This is a genomic window from Flavobacterium sp. Root420, assembly GCF_001427905.1.
In the GTDB taxonomy this organism is placed as follows: Bacteria; Bacteroidota; Bacteroidia; order Flavobacteriales; family Flavobacteriaceae; genus Flavobacterium.
This window is the reverse complement of the sequence record NZ_LMEF01000001.1, coordinates 203,744-224,643: the sequence shown is the minus strand read 5'-3', so window position 1 is coordinate 224,643 and position 20,900 is coordinate 203,744. Positions and strand designations below refer to the sequence as shown.

General features: G+C 32.2%; 21 protein-coding genes. 10 read left to right on the top strand and 11 right to left on the bottom strand.

What is annotated here, in order from left to right; all coding sequences use genetic code 11:
* The first annotated feature begins 35 nt into the window (after positions 1–35).
* The 9 genes from recN to ASC72_RS00975 all read left to right on the top strand — a co-directional run bounded on the left by recN (position 36) and on the right by ASC72_RS00975 (position 10,201).
* Complete coding sequence (gene recN, locus ASC72_RS01015; protein ID WP_056185372.1) at positions 36–1,688, top strand: DNA repair protein RecN; 1,653 nt, start codon at positions 36–38, stop codon at positions 1,686–1,688.
* Between the two features lie 107 nt (positions 1,689–1,795).
* Entirely contained in the window at positions 1,796–2,986 is a 1,191-nt protein-coding gene (fabV, locus tag ASC72_RS01010) for an enoyl-ACP reductase FabV (RefSeq protein ID WP_056185371.1), read from the top strand.
* Positions 2,987–3,107: 121 nt separating this feature from the next.
* Positions 3,108–4,106: a glycosyltransferase family 2 protein gene (locus ASC72_RS01005; RefSeq protein WP_056185368.1), complete on the top strand. Its 999-nt coding sequence runs from the start codon at positions 3,108–3,110 to the stop codon at positions 4,104–4,106.
* Between the two features lies 1 nt (position 4,107).
* Entirely contained in the window at positions 4,108–4,704 is a 597-nt protein-coding gene (gene coaE / locus ASC72_RS01000; RefSeq protein WP_056185365.1) for a dephospho-CoA kinase, read from the top strand.
* Positions 4,705–4,763: 59 nt separating this feature from the next.
* Positions 4,764–6,350, top strand: a complete 1,587-nt coding sequence (locus tag ASC72_RS00995) for a sensor histidine kinase KdpD (protein ID WP_056185362.1) — start codon at positions 4,764–4,766, stop codon at positions 6,348–6,350.
* A gap of 3 nt (positions 6,351–6,353) precedes the next feature.
* Positions 6,354–7,070, top strand: a complete 717-nt coding sequence (locus tag ASC72_RS00990; protein ID WP_026985497.1) for a response regulator transcription factor — start codon at positions 6,354–6,356, stop codon at positions 7,068–7,070.
* Between the two features lie 515 nt (positions 7,071–7,585).
* Complete coding sequence (locus ASC72_RS00985; RefSeq protein ID WP_056185359.1) at positions 7,586–8,977, top strand: RtcB family protein; 1,392 nt, start codon at positions 7,586–7,588, stop codon at positions 8,975–8,977.
* 11 nt (positions 8,978–8,988) lie between these two features.
* On the top strand, positions 8,989–9,678 hold the full coding sequence (prfH, locus tag ASC72_RS00980; RefSeq protein WP_056185356.1) for a peptide chain release factor H: 690 nt from the start codon (positions 8,989–8,991) through the stop codon (positions 9,676–9,678).
* Positions 9,665–10,201 carry a hypothetical protein gene (locus ASC72_RS00975; RefSeq protein WP_056185354.1) on the top strand — a complete coding sequence of 179 codons (537 nt, stop codon included), beginning with the start codon at positions 9,665–9,667 and terminating at the stop codon, positions 10,199–10,201. Before prfH ends, ASC72_RS00975 begins: the two co-directional genes overlap by 14 nt.
* Before the next feature lie 57 nt (positions 10,202–10,258).
* Here ASC72_RS00975 and ASC72_RS00970 read toward each other — a convergent pair whose 3' ends face one another.
* The 9 genes from ASC72_RS00970 to ASC72_RS00930 form a co-directional block, all read right to left on the bottom strand.
* Positions 10,259–11,005, bottom strand: coding sequence for an acyl-[acyl-carrier-protein] thioesterase (locus ASC72_RS00970; protein WP_056185351.1), 747 nt, complete (start codon positions 11,003–11,005; stop codon positions 10,259–10,261).
* 36 nt (positions 11,006–11,041) lie between these two features.
* Positions 11,042–11,635, bottom strand: coding sequence for an outer membrane beta-barrel protein (locus ASC72_RS00965; RefSeq protein ID WP_082564214.1), 594 nt, complete (start codon positions 11,633–11,635; stop codon positions 11,042–11,044).
* A gap of 2 nt (positions 11,636–11,637) precedes the next feature.
* Positions 11,638–12,300 carry a hypothetical protein gene (locus tag ASC72_RS00960; protein ID WP_056185346.1) on the bottom strand — a complete coding sequence of 221 codons (663 nt, stop codon included), beginning with the start codon at positions 12,298–12,300 and terminating at the stop codon, positions 11,638–11,640.
* Positions 12,301–12,347: 47 nt separating this feature from the next.
* Positions 12,348–13,271: a tRNA (adenosine(37)-N6)-dimethylallyltransferase MiaA gene (gene miaA / locus ASC72_RS00955; RefSeq protein ID WP_056185344.1), complete on the bottom strand. Its 924-nt coding sequence runs from the start codon at positions 13,269–13,271 to the stop codon at positions 12,348–12,350.
* 156 nt (positions 13,272–13,427) lie between these two features.
* Entirely contained in the window at positions 13,428–14,270 is an 843-nt protein-coding gene (locus ASC72_RS00950) for an ion transporter (RefSeq protein ID WP_056185341.1), read from the bottom strand.
* A gap of 31 nt (positions 14,271–14,301) precedes the next feature.
* On the bottom strand, positions 14,302–15,663 hold the full coding sequence (locus ASC72_RS00945; RefSeq protein WP_056185338.1) for an exonuclease domain-containing protein: 1,362 nt from the start codon (positions 15,661–15,663) through the stop codon (positions 14,302–14,304).
* Positions 15,664–15,721: 58 nt separating this feature from the next.
* Positions 15,722–16,393 (bottom strand): YggS family pyridoxal phosphate-dependent enzyme, encoded by a 672-nt coding sequence (locus ASC72_RS00940; protein ID WP_056185336.1) that lies wholly within the window; start codon positions 16,391–16,393, stop codon positions 15,722–15,724.
* A gap of 12 nt (positions 16,394–16,405) precedes the next feature.
* The gene (locus tag ASC72_RS00935; protein ID WP_056185334.1) at positions 16,406–17,299 is read right to left on the bottom strand and encodes a 3-hydroxyacyl-CoA dehydrogenase family protein; all 894 of its coding nucleotides are present in this window, start codon (positions 17,297–17,299) and stop codon (positions 16,406–16,408) included.
* An 89-nt stretch (positions 17,300–17,388) separates the two neighbouring features.
* Positions 17,389–18,354 (bottom strand): Gfo/Idh/MocA family protein, encoded by a 966-nt coding sequence (locus ASC72_RS00930; RefSeq protein WP_056185330.1) that lies wholly within the window; start codon positions 18,352–18,354, stop codon positions 17,389–17,391.
* 143 nt (positions 18,355–18,497) lie between these two features.
* Between ASC72_RS00930 and ASC72_RS00925 the strand changes: the two genes are divergently transcribed.
* Positions 18,498–19,139, top strand: a complete 642-nt coding sequence (locus ASC72_RS00925) for a protein-L-isoaspartate(D-aspartate) O-methyltransferase (RefSeq protein ID WP_056185327.1) — start codon at positions 18,498–18,500, stop codon at positions 19,137–19,139.
* A 20-nt stretch (positions 19,140–19,159) separates the two neighbouring features.
* Here ASC72_RS00925 and ASC72_RS00920 read toward each other — a convergent pair whose 3' ends face one another.
* Positions 19,160–20,167 (bottom strand): helix-turn-helix domain-containing protein, encoded by a 1,008-nt coding sequence (locus ASC72_RS00920; protein ID WP_056185326.1) that lies wholly within the window; start codon positions 20,165–20,167, stop codon positions 19,160–19,162.
* An 85-nt stretch (positions 20,168–20,252) separates the two neighbouring features.
* Complete coding sequence (locus ASC72_RS00915) at positions 20,253–20,891, bottom strand: hypothetical protein (RefSeq protein WP_056185323.1); 639 nt, start codon at positions 20,889–20,891, stop codon at positions 20,253–20,255.
* Positions 20,892–20,900: the final 9 nt, after the last annotated feature.

The window sequence follows — 20,900 nt, the reverse complement described above, 5'->3', positions numbered from 1 at the left end:
TATCTCATTAATTTCTATTATTTACATTTTATCTTATGATTACTTCACTGTCAATTAAAAACTATGCTCTGATTGAAAAATTATCAATTGATTTTTCAAAAGGCTTCTCTATAATTACAGGTGAGACAGGTGCAGGGAAATCTATTATTCTAGGTGCTTTAGGATTAGTTTTAGGAAAAAGAGCCGATTTGACTTCCTTAAAAAATAAAGAAGAGAAATGTATTATAGAGGCACAGTTTGAAATCTCTAAATACAATTTAAAAGATTTTTTTGAAGCAAATGATCTCGATTATGAAGATGACACAATTATAAGACGTGAAATTTTGCCTTCAGGAAAATCGCGCGCTTTTATTAATGATAGTCCGGTTAATCTTCAGGAACTACAGGATTTAAGCTTGTTTTTGATTGATATTCATTCACAACAACAAACTCAGGAATTATCAGACGAAACTGTTCAGTTTAAAATAATTGATGCTATTGCCAATAATATTGAAACTATTTTAGAGTATCAAAAGCTGCTTAAAGCATATAAATCGGATAAATCAAAATTAAATGCTTTGTTGAAAAAACAAAGTGATTCAGGGAAAGAGCACGAATACAATACTTTTTTATTGAATGAATTGATTGCTGCTAAGTTAAAATCCGGCGAACAGGAAGAACTGGAAGCTGAATTTGAAAAACTAAATAATGTTGAAGTTATAAAAGAGTCTATAGATAAGTCTCTGGTTATTGCGAATGAAGAACAATTTGGAGTTTTTCATAATCTGAATGAAATAAAAGCGTCTCTTCAAAAAATTGCACCATTTTCGACAGAATATCAAAATTTGTTTGAAAGAATAACAAGTGTGGCAATTGAATTTGATGATGTTTCAAGAGAGTTGCAAAACGCTTCGGAGAAATTATTAAATGATCCGGAAAGATTAGAACTTACAAATCAAAAATTGCAATTGATTTATAATTTGCAAAAGAAGCATCAGGTTATTTCTGTGGATGAATTACTTCAAATTCAGGCTAATTTGGAAAACGCTGTTATCGAATTAGGTAATATCGAAGAAGAAATCACTTTATTAACAAATTCAATAGCGCAAAAAGTACAAGAATTAGATGATTTTTCAGCTACAATTCACCAAAATAGATCGAATGCAATTCCGGTTTTATCAAATAAATTAATTTCGATTTTAGAAACTTTAGGAATGCCAAATGTTCGTTTCAATATTGAACTTTTACCATCAGAAACCTATTTTCAAAATGGAAAAGACGAATTACAATTTTTATTCTCCGCTAATAAAGGAACCGATTTTGGATTACTGAAAAAAGTAGCCTCAGGAGGAGAAATGTCACGTATTATGCTGGCTGTGAAAGCAATTTTGGCTCAATATTCAAAATTACCTACTTTAATCTTTGACGAAATTGACACAGGTGTTTCCGGAGAAGTTGCCATCAGAATAGGGGAAATCATGAAAGAAATGAGTAGGAATATGCAAATTTTTGCTATTACACATTTACCTCAAATTGCGGCAAAAGGAGATTCTCATTTCAAAGTTTTTAAGTCAACGGTTGACAACGATACACAGTCAGAATTAAAGCTTCTGTCTCAGGACGAAAGAGTTATCGAAATAGCCCAGATGTTATCTGGTGCAGTTGTCTCTGATTCGGCTTTAAATCATGCCAAAGCCTTGTTGAACTAAAGAAATACTTTATATTTGTCATCTTAAAATTAATTCAATAAACGTAAATAAGCGGGTCATTTACCTCACTTTAATGATTAGTAAATGAACGAATAAACAGTAAAAATATGATCATAGAACCTAGAATGAGAGGATTTATTTGCTTGACAGCCCACCCAAAAGGAGCCGAGCAAAATGTTAAAAATCAAATTGAATATATAAAATCAAAAGGAGCAATTGCAGGTGCTAAAAAGGTATTAGTGATTGGTGCTTCAACCGGTTTCGGATTGGCTTCAAGAATTACAAGTGCTTTTGGATCTGATGCAGCTACAATCGGAGTGTTTTTTGAAAAACCACCAGTTGAAGGAAAAACTGCTTCTCCGGGATGGTATAATTCTGCAGCTTTTGAAGCTGAAGCTCATAAAGCAGGTTTATATGCAAAAAGTATCAATGGAGATGCTTTTTCAAACGAAATAAAAAGACAAACACTGGATTTAATTAAAGCTGATTTAGGTCAGGTAGATTTAATTATTTACAGTTTGGCTTCACCAGTGCGAACAAACCCTAATACAGGAGTACTGCATCGTTCTGTTTTAAAACCAATTGGACAAACTTTTACAAATAAAACTGTAGATTTTCACACAGGAAATGTTACTGAAGTTTCTATTGCTCCTGCAAATGAGGAAGATATTGAAAATACTGTTGCTGTAATGGGCGGTGAAGACTGGGCTATGTGGATGGATGCTTTAAAAAATGAAAATTTGCTAGCTGAAGGAGCTACAACAGTTGCTTATTCTTATATTGGACCATCATTAACTGAAGCGGTTTACCGTAAAGGTACAATCGGGCGTGCTAAAGACCATTTAGAGGCTACTGCTTTCTCTATTACTGATAGTTTGAAATCTATCGGTGGGCAAGCTTATGTTTCTGTAAACAAAGCTTTGGTTACTCAGGCTAGTTCTGCAATTCCTGTAATTCCTTTATATATTTCTCTTTTATATAAAATTATGAAAGAAGAAGGAATTCACGAAGGTTGTATTGAGCAAATTCAACGTTTATTCCAGGACAGATTATACACAGGATCTGAAGTACCTGTAGATGACAAAGGAAGAATCAGAATCGATGATTGGGAAATGCGTGATGATGTTCAGGCAAAAGTGGCTAAACTTTGGGAAGAAGCTACAACAGAAACGTTGCCGGCAATTGGAGACTTAGCAGGATACAGAAATGATTTCTTAAATTTATTTGGATTCGAATTTGCCGGAGTTGATTATAAAGCTGAAGCAAATGAGCTTGTAAACATTGAAAGTATCAAATAATAACTTACTATTATAAATGAAACCATCAACCAAAAGTTGGTGGTTTTTTTATGAATAAAACATATCTTTGTTAAAATTTTGAAATTAAAAAAATTGCCACTTTAATACCGCACATTCCATTATGATTTTTTCTTTAATTATACCCGTGTATAATCGTCCAGATGAAGTTGATGAGCTTTTAGAAAGTCTCTCAAAATCTGATTATAATGAACCTTTTGAAATTGTTCTTGTTGAAGATGGTTCGTCGATTCCATGCAAAGATGTGGTGATGACCTATCAGGGAAAATTGAATATCTCTTATTATTTTAAAGAAAATTCAGGACCGGGAGATTCAAGAAACTTTGGAATGCAAAAAGCCAGAGGTGATTATTTTATCATTTTTGATTCAGATTGTATTATTCCATCTAATTATTTATCAGAAGTTCGCAAAGCTTTAAACGAAGAGTATGTGGATTGTTTTGGTGGCCCCGATAAAGCTTTAGATAGTTTTTCTAATATTCAGAAAGCGATTAATTTTGCAATGACTTCATTTTTGACTACCGGTGGAATTCGAGGCGGATCTGAAAAAATCAATAAATTTCAGCCTAGAAGTTTCAATATGGGGATTTCTAAAAAAGCTTTTGAAGCATCAAAGGGATTTGGTAATATTCACCCTGGCGAAGATCCGGATTTATCAATTCGTTTATGGAATTTAGGTTTCGAAACAAGGTTATTTTCAGAAGCATATGTTTATCACAAACGCAGAATTGATTGGGGGAAATTTTCTGTTCAGGTACATAAGTTTGGAATTGCAAGACCTATATTAAACAGTTGGTATCCGGAACATAATAAATTAACTTTTTTCTTTCCTACATTTTTCATACTCGGGTTATTATTAGCTTTTTTACTGTTAATTTTCAATATTGATATTTTATTACAATTATATTTCGTATATTTCGTTATAATATTTCTTGCAGCAAGTATACAGAATAAAAGCATTAAAATTGGATACTTGTCAGTAATTGCAGTGTGGAAGCAATTTTATGGGTACGGAACCGGATTTTTAGAATCATTTGTAAAAATTATTCTTTTAAAGAAAAAACCGCAAGAAGCTTTCCCTCGTATGTTTTTTAAAATATAATATGACAAAAGTTATCGGTTTAACAGGAGGTATTGGCAGTGGAAAAACAACTATAGCCAATTATTTTGCAGAAATGGGTGTTCCTGTTTATATAGCTGATAATGGTTCAAGAGCTGTAATGCAATTAGATCATGTTATAAAAGAAGTAAAAAATGTATTTGGAGAAATTGTTTTTGAAAATGATATTTTAAACAGAGCCAAATTAGCTGAAATTGTCTTTAATGATAAAGAAAAGTTGGCAAAATTAAATGCGATAGTACACCCAGCTGTAAAAAGAGATTTTGAGGTATGGTTATTGCAGCACAAAAATTACGAATATGTAATTTATGAGGCTGCTATTTTGTTTGAAAGCGGGCGATATAAAGAATGTGACTTCATCATAACAGTTACCGCACCTGAAGAAATTAGAATTGATAGGGTCTTAAACCGCGATAATACTACTCGATCTCAAGTTTTAAGCAGAATGCAAATGCAATGGAAAGATGAAGATCGAATTTCTAAGAGCAATTTTGTTATTAATAACGTAAATCTTAAAATTGCTAAAGAAGAAGTTGTTAAAATTCTTAAAATTTTAGATATTAAACAAAATCAGTCTTAAATGTTAATATTTGGTTAATGTATTATTTAGTATATTGTTAAAATATTAATTTTGTTTCGATGAATAAATTATTTTTTAGAATACTTGTTTTGCTTATGAGCTTATCCTTAATAGGGATTATTCTGGTTCAGGTATTTTGGTTCAACTCTTCGTTCAAAAATAATGATGAACAATTTAAATATCACGTTACTCAGGTAATTGGTAATGTTGCTGATAAACTTGAGCAGCAAGAAGAATACAGTTTTTATGATAAATATAATCGTATAAAAGATAGTACTGGTAAAATCCCTAAAAAAGAAGATTTATTGGAAGTTCTTTATGTACAGAGAAATACCAAAACAAACAAAACAATTGTATATTCTAATACACTTACCTCTGAAGATTATGATATAAGTGGTTCATTGTTTAACAAGAAATTCAGCAGTGAAAGGTTTAAGAATTTTAGTTCGAAACGCGTAACTGAGGTTTATAATAACAATAACGGTATTGATAATAATGTTTTAGGGCAAAGTATTATCCCGGATTTAAAAATTGAAAAATCAGGTAGTTTAGATATTTTAAATAAAGTACAACAACAAATTCAATATAAAGATATTGCCTCGTTAACGCCAATTGAAGGAAGAATTACAAAGGACAAACTTTATAAATTATTGAAGAAAGAATTAGAAGAATATGGTGTAAAAACCAAATTTGAATTCGGTGTTCTTAATAGCGGTTTGCCGACAAAAGTAAAGTCGGATGGATTTCATTTTGATAAGGATGCAAGTTATCATATTCCGATATATACGGATAATGAAGGAAATAGTAAATATGAATTATACATAACATTTCCATATAAAAAGAAATTTTTATTATCAGAATTATTAAGTATTACAATATTATCAATCGTATTTACGCTTATTATTATAATCGCTTATACCAGTGCATTAAACCAATTGTTACGTCAAAAACATATTTCTGAAATTAAAACAGATTTTATAAATAACATGACGCATGAGTTTAAAACTCCAATTGCAACAATAAATTTGGCGTTAGATGCAATTAAAAATCCGAAGATTATTGAAGATAAAGAAAAGGTTTTTAGATATCTTCAAATGATCAGAGATGAAAATAAAAGAATGCATGCTCAGGTTGAAAACGTTCTTCGTATTTCTAAATTAGAAAAAAGAGAGCTGGATATTACAAAAGAACCAACTGCAATTCATGATATTATTGATGATGCAATCGAACATGTAAATTTAATTTTAGAAGATAGACATGGTACAGTTGTAAAACATCTAAATGCTTCAAGAACGACATGTTTAGTAAATGAAGTGCATTTTACAAACGTATTGGTAAACATATTAGAGAATGCCATAAAATATTCTCCCGATGTTCCTGAAATTGAAATTTTTACAGAAAACATCAAGGATATGATTCTGATAAAAGTAAAAGATAATGGATTGGGAATGAGTAAAGTCGCTCAAAAAAGAGTTTTTGAGAAATTTTACAGAGAGCATACAGGAGATTTACATAACGTAAAAGGACATGGTCTAGGTCTGGCTTATGTAAAAAGAATAGTTGAAGATCACAATGGTCAAGTATATGTTGAAAGCGAAAAAGGAAAAGGTAGCACCTTTATAATAAAAATACCATTAATAAATTAAAATATGGAAAATAATAACAAAAGAATACTTTTAGTAGAAGATGACCTTAATTTTGGGGCAGTTCTTAAAGATTATCTAATGTTAAATGACTTTGAAGTTACTTTAGCTAAAAACGGTATGGAAGGTTTCGAAAAATTCAAGAAAGATGTATACGATCTATGCATTCTGGATGTAATGATGCCTTATAAAGATGGTTATACTTTAGCCAAAGAAATTAGAGAAAAGAATAGTGAAGTGCCTATCATCTTCCTGACAGCAAAGTCTATGAAAGAAGATGTATTAAAAGGTTATAAAGCAGGAGCTGATGATTATTTGAATAAACCTTTTGATTCTGAAGTTTTATTGATGAAAATTAAAGCTATTATTCAAAGAAAATCTGCTGATACAAAAGCGGAACAAGTACAGTTTGAGTTTAACATTGGTAAATTCCACTTAAATTCTAAACTTAGATTTTTGACTTTCGAAAACGACGAGCCAATTAAACTATCTCCAAAAGAGAATGAATTACTTAAAATGTTAATTCTTCATGAAAATGATTTAATGCCAAGAGAATTAGCCTTAACAAAAATCTGGAGAGACGACAACTACTTTACTTCAAGAAGTATGGACGTTTACATTGCTAAACTTAGAAAATATCTAAAAGCAGATGAAGATGTTGAAATCCTAAACATTCATGGAGAAGGTTTCAGATTAGTTGTTAAAAGCAAAGTAACTGAATAATAATTCACCCAAAAGAATATAAAGCTCTGAGTAATCAGGGCTTTTTTTGTGCCAGTTTGTAATGTTTTTTTTTTTTTTTTAATGTTATATTGTTTATGATCAGTTGTTTAGCTTATGTTTTTGCCGCTCGTTTATTTTATCGTCACGAATTTTCTGTAAATTAATTTGGAAAATAAAAAAACAATTCGGAATATTTGCAAACGAAAAAATAATAACCTTTTAAAAACGAAGAAAAATGTTTGTACATACATCATCATCTCAAAGCTTCACACCAAACGGATTTGGTGCAGCGCTTCTTCGTGGCTTATTTCAATCTTAGAAATACATTTTTAGATATATAAAAAAGCCCGAAGACATTTAGTTTCGGGCTTTTTTTATTCTAGACACTTCAAATTTTCCCGAAAAACAGTTTTAGTATTTACCTGAGAAGGTAAAAGATTCCGCACGTTTATGTTTATTCAAATTCAATTTTGAAAACATTCGTTTGCAAAACAAATAAGATTTAATAAAAATTTATGGGAAATAAATTATCCGGAAAAGACCTGATTAAATTAGGCTTTCCGAAAAACAATTCAATAAATATTGCCTTAGGGCAAATAAACAGATATAGAAAAAGAGAAAAAAAAGAATCTATCCTAACAGAAGCCAAAGAAGTTTTGCTTCATCCTGAAAAGTTCGAAGGCAATGGAACCTGGGGAAAGGTTGCCGAAGGTTTGATAAATCCGGTTCAGGTAAGAATGCATCAGCTGAAAAACACACGTGCACCTTTCACCATTTTTGGAGAAAATGAAATCGATCAACAAGCTAAATTTCAATTGTATGATTCGTTAAAATTACCAATTTCAATTGCCGGAGCTTTAATGCCAGATGCACATTCGGGTTACGGATTACCAATTGGCGGAGTTTTAGCAACAGATAATGCTGTTATTCCGTACGGAGTTGGGGTTGATATTGGCTGCCGAATGAGCTTGTCAATTTTCGATTTACCGGGGTCGCATTTCAAAGGAAAGGAGCATCAATTAGAAGCGATTCTGAAAGATAATACCAAATTTGGAATGAATGAAGTTCACACTTCAAGAGTAGATCATGAAGTTTTTTACAAAAGTGAATTTCAGGATATTCCATTGTTAAAGAATCTTTTACCAAAGGCCTATAAGCAGTTGGGAAGTTCTGGTGGAGGAAACCATTTTGTTGAATTTGGAATTGCGAAAATTGAGAATCCTGAGAACGAATGGAAGTTAGGACCAGGAGAATATTTTGCCGTTCTTTCACATAGCGGATCACGTGGTTTAGGAGCTAATATTGCCAAACATTATACCTATTTGGCAACAAAGCAATGTCCGTTGCCTAAAAATGTACAGCACTTGGCTTGGTTAGATTTAAATACGCATGACGGTCAGGAGTACTGGCTGGCAATGAATTTAGCCGGGGAATATGCAAAAGCCTGTCATAATGATATTCATAGAAGAATAGCTAAAGCGATTGGAAAAAGGGTAGTGGTTACAATTGAAAACCATCACAATTTTGCGTGGAAAGAAGTAATCAATGGTCAGGAATGTATCGTACATAGAAAAGGAGCGACTCCTGCGGCGGAAGGTCAATTGGGAATTATTCCAGGTTCGATGACTGCACCAGGCTATATTGTGAAAGGGAAAGGGAATGCAGAGAGTTTAAATTCAGCTTCGCACGGTGCGGGGCGTTTATTTTCGAGGGCAAAATGTAAAAGTACTTTCACGCAAAGCGAAATTAAAAAAGTTTTAAAAGCGCATGATGTCACTTTAATTGGAGGAAATATTGATGAAGCTCCAATGGCATACAAAGACATTACAAAAGTGATGGGAAATCAAACAGATTTGGTTGAAGTTCTGGGAACTTTCACTCCAAAAATCGTTAGGATGGACCGATAAAAGAAATTAAAATGGAGAAAATAATTCAGATAACAGCGGGTCGAGGACCTGCAGAATGCACTTGGGTTGTCGCCCAAGTACTTAAAAAAGTTTTGGAAGAAGCTCAGGAACAACAACTGGAAACTATTTTACTTCAAAGAGAAGTTGGTCCGGAAAATGGAACTGTTGAAACAGCTTCCATTTCTTTAAAAGGAAAAAATGCAGATCAGTTTGTAAGTTCATGGGTTGGAACAATTCAATGGATTGGGCAGAGTCAGTTTAGGAAAATGCATAAACGTAAAAACTGGTTTATTGGCATTTTTGAAATTGAACCTCAAAATAAAGGATCAGTTTCAGACAATGACATTCACTATCAGGCCATGCGAAGTTCCGGTGTCGGAGGGCAACATGTGAATAAAGTGAGTTCGGCAATTAGGGCAACACATCTTCCAACCGGAATTGCAGTTGTTTCTATGGATAGCCGTTCACAACACCAAAACAAAAAACTGGCAACAGAAAGATTATTAAAAAAACTAGAAGACGAAGCGTTGCAACAACTTAAAAATCATGTTGGAAAACAATGGGAGAACCAGCTGAATATTCAGCGTGGAAATCCTGTTAGAGTTTTTACCGGAACTGATTTTAAAAAGAATAAAGTTGAGAAAAGTTACAAAGGCATTCGTCAGAAATTAAAAAACGATTTACGAAATGAAAACAATTGATAAATACCTTTTTCAGGCTTTGGATAATTATCCGTATTCGCTTGAAGAAACGATTGAATCTTTAGATTATGCTTTTTCCTATGATGCGAAAAATACAATGGTTTTGTGTTTGTATGGAAGAATTCAGGCAGAGCAATTATGGAATTATGAAGAAGCAAAAAACTATTTTCAGGAAGCTTTAGCGATTAATATTCATGCACTTGAAGTTTATCCACATTATTTGCAGGTTTTAATTTTGAATGAAGATTACGAAGAAGCTCAAAAACTGATCGATTTTGCTTTGACTATTAAAGGAATAAACAAATCTGAAATCTATGTAAAGAAAGCTATTCTTTTAGAAGCCCAACAACAATTTAAAGAGGCATTAAAAGAGATTAAAAATGCAAAACTTACAACATTACAGTTTGCTTTTGATTCTGATATTACGGAAGTAGAAAAAAGGATTAAAGGAAAAACAGAGTTGCTTGAAAAGAAAAACAAGCCTAAGAAAGCAAAAAAAGATTCAAAAAAGAAATCAAAGTAATTTTGATTTAAAAACAGAAAAACGATGCTCTAATTTGAAATGCATCGTTTTTTTTATTTATTTCCAATGCAATTCTAGTGCAAAGCAAGTTTTTTCACCTTTTGTAATACTGAATGTTGCAGTTGTGTGATCATCATCTTCACTTTCATGAATTATAACATTATCTTTAAGGGAAAGCTCCTTCATGAAATTCATTTCAAAGCTTTTTACTTCTTGCTTTAAAATTCTTTTTGGGTCAACATGATCCAGGCACCATTCCAGATACTTCACGTTATTTACGTGATTTACAATATCTAAATCTGATAAATAAACTGTTTTTTCGAAAACTGCTTCTTTATCGTGATTGATATTTATTTTTGAGAATCCTTGATTCGTAGCTCTGTTTTCAGGAAATAATTCAAAATGCTCATATGGTAACGCCAAAGCTTCCGGACGACGTAATTTTGTATTAAAAACTGCCCAATACGTTTCGCAGCCCACAATTTTCTTACCGTTAACATACATTTCAAGGGCACGAACGGAACGAGAATTTTCCAAACTGTTAATCCATGTTTTTACAGTTACAACATCTTGCCATTTTGGCAATGCTGAAATCTCAACTCTCATCCTGCTTAGGACCCATGCTTGATGAAATTCCTGCATATCATAAAAGCTGATGCCTCCAATTTCAGAATGTGCTGCCGCAGTTAATTGTAAAATATTACATAAATCGGTATATTTTAGAAATCCGGCTGGCGTGCATTGTGTAAAATTGATTTCCCAGTCTTTGCTTAAAACTGATGTGAAATTTGGAGATATAGGCATTTTAAAATTATGGTTTTTATTTTTTATTTTGAATAATTAATTGATTTTTAGACCAATATTAATTTGCAGCATTTTTGAATTATCATAAAAAGAGATAAGCTCAGGTGTTGTATTTATATCTAATTTACTCTGTAAATAGCAAAGTCCAACAAATGCCGACAATTTACGATTTAATTTATAATCAGTATTGAAACCAACTCTAAAATCATTTCCGGTTTGATGCCCAAAATTTCTATTGTCTGATGTGAAATTAATTTTTGTAGAACCTAAACCAAAATAGGGCTCAATCTGGAGTTTGTCAAGAATTTTTATTTCATAAGCAATGTCTCCATAGACTGTGTTATATCTTGAGTTATCTACATTTCCCGCTCTTGTAATATCAGTTGTTGAATAATAAATATAGTCGTAGCCAATACCAAGTTTAAAATCATAAATTTTTAGAAAACTAAAATTTATTCCCACTCCGATATTTGCTTTATTTGATTTAGCTAAAAAATTATCACCATAATTTACAGGAAATATTGCATTCAATCGAATGTCATGATTGAACTTTATTATTTTTTTATTTTCTGTCTCTTGACAATAGCATAATTGAAGAGACAAGAGAAAGAATAATATACTATATTTCATAATTAATAAGTTATGATATGGGTTACTTTTTCGGTATTGATTGTGATATTTTCATTGTATTTAGTGATGACAGCTGTAGAACCTGAATAATCTATAACAGTATAACTTAAAGTTATATTTTGGTTTTTTAATACGTCAAATACGGTCTGAGGTGGGGGAGTATAGTTGCCTGTAGCTATAATTGGATTTAAATCTGTATAATAATTAGCGTGAAGTCCTTCTATTTTGATGTCTGTCAATTGCTTGCTTGTAGTAGTGTTTTTTAAAATTAACTGTAGTTGCGTAATCGCAGTTTCCTGATATAAAATAACCTGATTTAGATTTAGTTTATAGTTCTTGAAATTTTTCTTTAAAGCAATTATTTGCTTGTATTGAAGTTCGTTTTTTTCGTTTTCATTAATTGAAATCATCAATAAATTATCAGTCTTTGGAGAGGGAAAAGCCAAAGAAAACTTCCCGTTTTGGTCCGTATTGGTATAACTAATTAAATCAGTGGCAATATATCCATCTCCGAGTGCATTTATTTCAATTTTTTTATTAGAAAGAGAATTACCGTCTTTATCAATAAGCTGGCCTTCTACAACAATTCGGGTTTCACCATCGTACTGAATTTCACAAGATGAAAAGGTAAGAACAAGACAAATAAGAATTATGATTTTTTTCATTGACACATCGTTTTAGAAAACTAAAGATAGAAGATAGTTCAGGAAAATTATACTTTTAATTTTAAATTAATGTAATCAAATATTAGTTTGATGTTGGAATTATAATCAAACCATTTTGTGCTTTCATTTCTTTTGAACCACGTTAATTGTCTTTTGGAGAATCTTCGGGTATTTTTTTTGATTTCTTCGATGGCAAATGGTAACGAAAATTCCCCGTCAAAATAACTAAATAATTCTCTATAACCGACTGTTTGGAGCGCATTCAATGACTTATTAGGATACAAGGTTTTTGCTTCATCCAATAGACCTTCGTTCATCATAATGTCAACGCGCTGGTTGATACGATTGTAAATTATTTGTCTGTCAGCTTCCAGACCAATTAAAACAGGAGTGAAGTTTCGGTTGTTTTTCTTTTGATTTAAGAATGAAGAATATGGTTTTTGGGTTCCGATGCAAACTTCTACAAAGCGCATCATTCGTTGCGGATTTTGAAGTGTTTGCGGGTTTTCTAAAGTTATTCTTTGAAAATAATCAGGATCGAATTTTTTTAATTGTTCCTGTAAATAAGAAATTCCCAGTTTTTCATAATTTAAATTTACTTCAGTACGTATTTCAGGATCAATGTCCGGGAACTCGTCAAAGCCTTTTAAAACGGCGTCTACATATAAACCTGAACCACCAATTAAGATAGCAAAATCATTTTTGCTAAATAATTCTTCTAATTTTAAAAGTGCTTCTTTTTCGTAATCACCAACAGTATAATTTTCAAAAATGGATTTATTTTGAATAAAATGATGTGTTGCTGATTTTAATTCCTCCTGATTGGGAACTGCTGTACCAATGGTCATTTCTTTGAAGAATTGTCGGCTATCACAGGAGATTATCTCACAGTTGAAATGTTGTGCCAAAGCAATACTTAAGGCTGTTTTGCCTATAGCTGTTGGTCCGACAATAGTAATTAAGTATTTCATAGTTCTTCTAGCCCAGATGGAAATGGAAACCCCGGACTTATCTTTGTTAGTTTTTTTTGGGATAAAAGAGCGACCAGCGGAAACTCCTTTTATGCCTTAAAAAAACAACAAAGATAAGGAGGAGTTGGAGTGTACAGCTGGAAATAGCTCCATAAATTAAGTATTAGGTAATTCTGTTCCGCATTCATAACAATATTTTGCATTATCAAAGTGCACTTGTGAATTACAATTTGTGCATGCTTTTTTTCCACTTACTGTATTATTATTTTTTAAACTGTTTTTTGCAAACTCTGCAGTTACGATTCCAGTTGGTACGGCTATAATTCCGTAACCTAAAATCATGACCAATGAAGCAACAAATTGACCTAAAGGTGTTATAGGCGAAATGTCGCCATAACCAACTGTTGTTAAGGTTACTATAGTCCAATATATACTGATTGGAATACTTGTGAAACCACTTTCTTTGCCTTCAATAGCATACATAACAGAACCGATTATAACGGTACTTATTAATACAAAATAAATGAAAACCAGAATTTTTTCTTTACTGGCTTCAATCGCATCACGCAGTTGCACGGACTGATGTGAAATTTGAGGAATGTGAAGTATTTTAAATAACCGGAAGAAACGTAATGCCCGTACAATAGACAAGATACTTGCACCAGGAAAAAATAGGGATAAATACATTGGTAATACGGCTAACAGATCAATAATTCCGTAAAAACTAAAAATATATTTAACTGGTTTTTGAATCGAAATGATGCGTAAAATATACTCGATGGTAAAAAAGACTGTGATTATCCATTCACAAATAATGAGTTGAGAATGGTATTTTTGATTGATTCCCTGAACGGTCTCCATCATGACCAAAAGAACACTCAGTAAAATTAATCCAAGTAATACCAGGTCGAAAAGTCTTCCTAAAACGGTATCAGTTCCGTAAAGAATTACTTTAATTTTTTCTCTAAAATTTTCGTATTTGGATTTCACTTTTGTCATATTGACTAAGATAATGAAAAATTAGGGTATTTTAAAAATGAAGAATTTTAAGGGATTTGCTTTTGCGCATGTAATTCTGAATTATGTTTTTTACATCGCGATTGTTTTGCATCGGAATTAAAATGTTTTTTAAGATTTCGATGTTGGTAATTTGATAATTCAAATCATAAAACGCATAACCTTTATAAATACCATTTTCAATTAAAACGGCACTGCGTTCGTTTATATTTCGACCTCTGTCAAGAAGAATCATGCTTTTGTTTTCAAAACTGTGCTCAGAAATGAATTGTTGTACTCTTAGGTTATAAGTTTCAGGTGCAATTTCACCAATACAAGCACCATCACATTCTTTGATTTTATATTGGAAACACTCTTTCTTACTTTGATATAAACCCGTTAATTTTTGGCACAAATGATATTTGGCAGTGAATTTGAAAAGCATATTTTTACCTTCCTGTAGAGAAGCAAATGAAGTAATTTCTTTTTTACGTCCGTCGGCTTTTTGAAGTTTTATATTCAAATAACCATCTGAATCTTTTTCTGCATATAAAGCAAATGGAAAAACAGTTTTCTTCTGCGAGCGATTGTGTCTCGGACGGTTTATTTTTACTTCTTCACTTTCTTTTAAAAGCGCAATTAATTCGCTTCCGGTTTCATCATAAGTTATGGTGAAAACTTCGGCCTGGATTTTTTTACTTTTTGTTGTGATTCCGGTGAAATGTTGATTTACCCTTTTTCTGATATTCTGACTTTTTCCTATATATATTAAGATTCCACCTTCGTTATGAATGTAGTACACACCCGTTTTAGTTGGCATTTGACCAACCAGATCTAATAATTTTGGCGCAATACCTTTTTCAACTTCCAGTTTTATAAAATCTTTTACAATTGTTTTTTCAAGATCTTTTTCTAAAAGCATTTTAAATAGCTTGGTCGTTGCCATGGCGTCGCCACTAGCTCGATGACGGTCTGCCATCGGGATTCCGAGTGCGCGAACCAATTTTCCTAAACTATAGGAAGGCTGTTCCGGAATTAGCTTTTTAGCCAATTCAACGGTACAAAGCGTTTTGGCTTCAAAATCGTAGCCTAAACGTCTGAATTCGGTACGTAAAATTCGGTAATCAAAAGAGGCGTTGTGTGCTACAATAATACAATCTGACGTAATTTCGATGATTCGTTTCGCAACTTCAAAGAATTTAGGAGCAGAACGCAACATAGCATTATTGATTCCGGTTAATTTCACCACAAAAGGCTGAATCGGAATTTCAGGATTAACCAAACTAATGAATTGATCAACTACTTCATGACCATCAAATTTATAAATGGCGATTTCGGTAATTCCTTCCTCATTAAACTGGCCTCCAGTGGTTTCTATGTCTAGTATTGCGTACAAATTAGTATTCAGTCTCAGTTTTTAGTAATCAGTTTTAAATCTACAATCTACAATTAGCTTATCTTCCTCCAAAGATACTGCTTCCAATTCTTACCATTGTGCTTCCACATTCTATGGCTAGCTGATAATCTCCGGACATGCCCATTGAAATTGTAGAAACGAACTGCAGTGCGTCTTTACCATATCCGTCAATATATTTTATCGAATCAAAAATTGACTTTAAATGTGTGAATTCTTTTTTAATTTGGTTTTGGTTTTCTGTGAATGTTGCCATTCCCATTAACCCTAAGATACGAATGTTTTTCATCTTTTTGAACTCAAATGATGATAAAAGTTGATTTAATTCGTTTTCATCCAAACCAAATTTAGTTTCTTCTTCTGCAATATGTATTTGAAGCAGGCAATCAATAATTCGATTATTCTTTAAAGCTTGTTTGTTTATTTCCTGTAATAATTTCAAACTATCAACACCATGAATCAAACTCACAAATGGTGCCATAAATTTGACTTTATTCGACTGAACATGACCGATCATATGCCATTGAATATCTTTTGGCATTTCTTCCCATTTTTCAGTCATTTCCTGGATTTTGTTTTCTCCAAAAATACGCTGGCCGGCTTCGTATGCCTGCATTAAGTCAGAAACAGGTTTGGTTTTAGAAACTGCGACGAGAGTTACATGCTCTGGTAAACTTTCTTTAATGCTATTTAAATTCGATTGAATTGACATGGTATTTCTTTTTTATGAAAGAATAAATTGCTTAGAGATTTTCTCTGCCTTTTTACTTTCACTATAATCATAAAAACCTTCACCAGATTTCACTCCAAGTTTTCCCGCTCTTACCATATTAACTAATAAAGGGCAAGGAGCATATTTAGGGTTTTTAAAACCTTCATACATTACATTCAAAATAGCCAAACAAACATCAAGACCAATAAAATCAGCTAATTGAAGTGGTCCCATAGGGTGTCCCATTCCTAGTTTCATTACTGTATCAATCTCATAAACGCCGGCAACTTTATTATATAACGTTTCGATTGCTTCGTTTAGCATTGGCATCAAAATTCTGTTGGCTACAAAACCAGGATAATCGTTTACTTCAACTGGAGTTTTTCCTAGTTTAACCGATAAATCCATGATAATTTTAGTCACTTCGTCGCTGGTATTGTATCCGCGAATGATTTCGACTAATTTCATAATTGGCACCGGATTCATAAAATGCATTCCGATAACACGTTCAGGATGTGCTACAACAGCTCCGATTTGTGTAATGGATATAGAAGAAGTATTTGTTGCTAAAATGGTATTGTGAGAACAAGCTTCATTTAATTGTTTGAAAATATTCAGTTTTAGTTCCACATTTTCTGTGGCGGCTTCAACAACTAAATCAACACCAACAATGCCGTCTTTAATATCAGTATAGGTAATAATGTTTGTAATCGTTTTGGCAACATCTTCCTGAGTAATCGTTCCCTTAGACAGCATTCTGTCCAAATTAGCGGCAATAGTCGCCATTCCTTTGTCTAATGATTTTTCTGAAACATCAATTAGTTTTACGGTAAAACCACTTTGTGCAAAAGTATGGGCAATTCCGTTACCCATTGTTCCAGCACCAATTACAGCTATAGTTTTCATTTAAATTGAGGTATTATATTTATGATTTTAGCCACGAATTCACCAAATAATTCGTGAATTCGTGGCTAATTTTATTTTTTGAAATTAAATTATTTATCGAAACAATCAATAATTTGATAGGCTACACGCAAAGCATCTGTAGCTTGTTCTAAAGTTACTACTGGAGTAGTATCTGTGTTTATTGCATTTGCAAAAGACTCTAATTCATCCAAAATTGCATTGTTTTGCTCAACATCAGGATTTGTAAAATAGATTTGCTTTTTTACGCCTTCAGCATTTTGTAGAATCATATCAAAATCGCCAGGAACTTCTGGTGCATCTTTCATACGAACTACTTCACATTTTTTCTCTAAAAAGTCAACTGAAATGTAGGCGTCTTTTTGAAAGAAACGTGTTTTACGCATGTTTTTCATCGAAATTCTGCTGGCTGTTAAGTTTGCTACACAACCATTTTCGAATTCAATTCGGGCATTGGCAATATCTGGTGTGTCACTGATAACGGAAACACCACTTGCATGAATATCTTTTACTTTTGAATGAACAACACTCAAAATTGCATCAATATCATGAATCATTAAATCTAAAACTACGGGAACATCAGTACCACGAGGATTGAATTCGGCCAAACGATGCGTTTCAATAAACATCGGGTTTTCGATCATATTTTTTGTTGCAATGAAAGCAGGATTAAAACGCTCTACATGACCAACCTGACCTTTTACGTTGTATTCTTTGGCTAAAGCAATAATTTCTTCAGCTTCTTCTACAGTATTGGCGATAGGTTTCTCTATAAAGATATGTTTTCCTGATTTTATAGCTACCTTAGCACATTTATAATGCGAAAGTGTTGGTGTTACAATATTGATTACATCCACGGCGTGGATTAATTTTGCAATAGTGTTGAAGTTTTTATAGCCAAATTCTTTTGAAATTCTTTCGGCATTTTCCTGATTTTCGTCGTAAAATCCAACTAATTCGTATTTATCAGATTGTTGTAATAAGCGTAAATGTATCTTACCTAAGTGACCAGCACCTAAAACTCCTACTTTTAACATGAGAATGTATTTTAAACAAAAATATAATTTATTTGTTGAAAGTAAAAGTTAATGCAATAAAGATTTAGCGATTTAATAATTAAAAATCAATATTTGATTTCTTTTTTACTTTCTTATTTTTGCCAAAATAAAACCTACCCATTTTGAAAGACACTGCCAAACATCAAGGACTTCGTAATCAATTAGTAAGCACTTTAGAACAAAAGGGAATTACTGATAAAGCAGTTTTGGATGCGATAAAAAAAATCCCAAGACATCTTTTTCTAAATTCAAGTTTTGAAGATTATGCTTATCAGGACAAGGCATTTCCTATAGGAGCCGGACAAACTATTTCACAGCCCTATACTGTTGCTTTTCAATCGCAGTTGTTAGAAGTTAAAAAAGACCACAAAATATTAGAAATTGGAACGGGCTCAGGTTATCAAACTGCTGTTTTGTTTATGCTTGGTGCTAAAGTTTATAGTGTAGAAAGACAAAATGAATTGTTTAAAGCAACTTCAAATTTGTTTCCAAAGTTAAATATCCGTCCAAAACATCTTTCTTTTGGAGATGGTTATAAAGGTTTGCCGAATCATGCTCCGTTTGATAGTATTATTGTTACGGCCGGCGCTCCGTTTATCCCTCAGCCTTTAATGGCACAGTTAAAAATAGGAGGAAGGCTGGTTATTCCGCTTGGTGATGATGTTCAAATTATGACTTTATTAATTCGTAAAAATGAAACGCAATTTGAGAAACATGAGTTTGGAGAATTTCGATTTGTTCCTTTATTAGAAGATAAAAATTAGAAAAGCCCTTAATGGGCTTTCTATTTTGAAACCAATTCAATGGCGCGAAGTAAATTTTCTTTTTCGATTCGAAGAATAAAATTTACAAAAAGAGACGGATCACTTTTATTTTGACATTCTTTCAATATAGATAAATATTCATTTATTTGATTTTCGTTTCCTTGTATTGTAGCAAAAACAAAACCATTTTGAAGTAATATCCAATTCATTATCAAATTAGCAATTTGAATATTTGCATTTTCAAAAGGACTAATTTTCAAAATTTTTAAGTGTGCTTCTGATGCTAAAAGTATTGGATGTATATTGTTTTTATTAGTTTCATACCAATTAAAAAATAAATTCATTTCTCGAATAATTAGAGGGTCATTTTTGTATTTTCCTGAATTTTCGGGTTTGATTCCTCTTACTATTAAATTGTGAATTGTAAGTAATTCTTTTTCTGATAAGGAAACTTTTTTTTGATTTAAATCTTTAATATAGCCTAGAGTTTCCTGAAGATTTACAGTTTCTAAGTGCTCGTGCATGCTTTTTCCAGAAATCGTCAATCCTTCATTAATGACTGATTTAGTTTCTTGAAATGTTAATGAATTTCCATTTAAGCGATTACTCTCTGAAATAAATTCCAGTTCCAAAATTTTTGAAATTCGATGTAAATCGAAATGTTGAAAAGATTGTATCTGTTTTTTTAAAATTTCAATTTCATCTAAAACTGATTGTATAGAAGATAAAACTCCAGAACTGATGATTTTTTTATTGTTTTGAATTTCTTGCTCAACCAGAAATAATGCTTTTAATGCAAATTCTTCATCACCAATTTCATATAAGATTTTTTCTTTCAGCCAAGCTATCATCAACGTTTCAAAGTCGATTTCTAACAGCTGTGAAAGTTTAGAGATTTGTTCTTTTGTGGGTTTTCGGGTACCAGATTCAAACTTGCTTATCAATGCCTGGTCAATTTCAAGAAGCTGAGCGACCTCACGAGTTTTTAATCCTTTTTGTTCTCTTGCATTTTTAAGGAGTGCTTTCATTTGAAAATGATTTAAAATGTCTTGACAAAATTAGTCATTTTAATAGATGTAAAAAAAGCAATATATAGATATTGCTTTTCATGATTTATTTAGGTAAAGATCCGTCTTTTTTCATTTCGCCAACAACTGCTTGCATAATTGCGTCTACAGTTTGTCCCAAATCCGTAACGTATTCAGATTTTGTTGTTCCTGTCCAGATTAATTTATTTTGTTTTAATGAAAAAATATTAGTTTCTACCATATAAGATGTCGTTTCCTGATAATAGCCTGGATCGTAGAAATTTGGAGAATACATTCCGTACCAGTTTCCAAACCCGTATCCATACATTCCTGTATATACACCATCAAATCCTCCATAATACATACCAGTATAAGTTCCGGGAACGTAGTTCGTTTCTCTATCAGTACTTACTAAACGCATCGTAACAACGCCATCAAAATTTTCATCTTGCAAAATTTTTAATTTTTGTTCCTGGGTAAGTTGTTTAGTGCCTTCGTTTAAATATTGATAAGAAGTTTTAAATATTTGATTACTGGCTGCAATCCTATTTTCTGTAATTCTTCTGGAAGCTTCATCTTTTACTAAAGCAACAACTAAAACTTTTTTGAAGTGCTCTTGTGCAACAGTTACATCAGGATCTCTCCAGCTACTTACAATTGATGTATTACTTCCACAACTTGAAAGTGTCAGTACGGAGATTAACAAAACTAAGTGCTTTTTCATATTTTACAG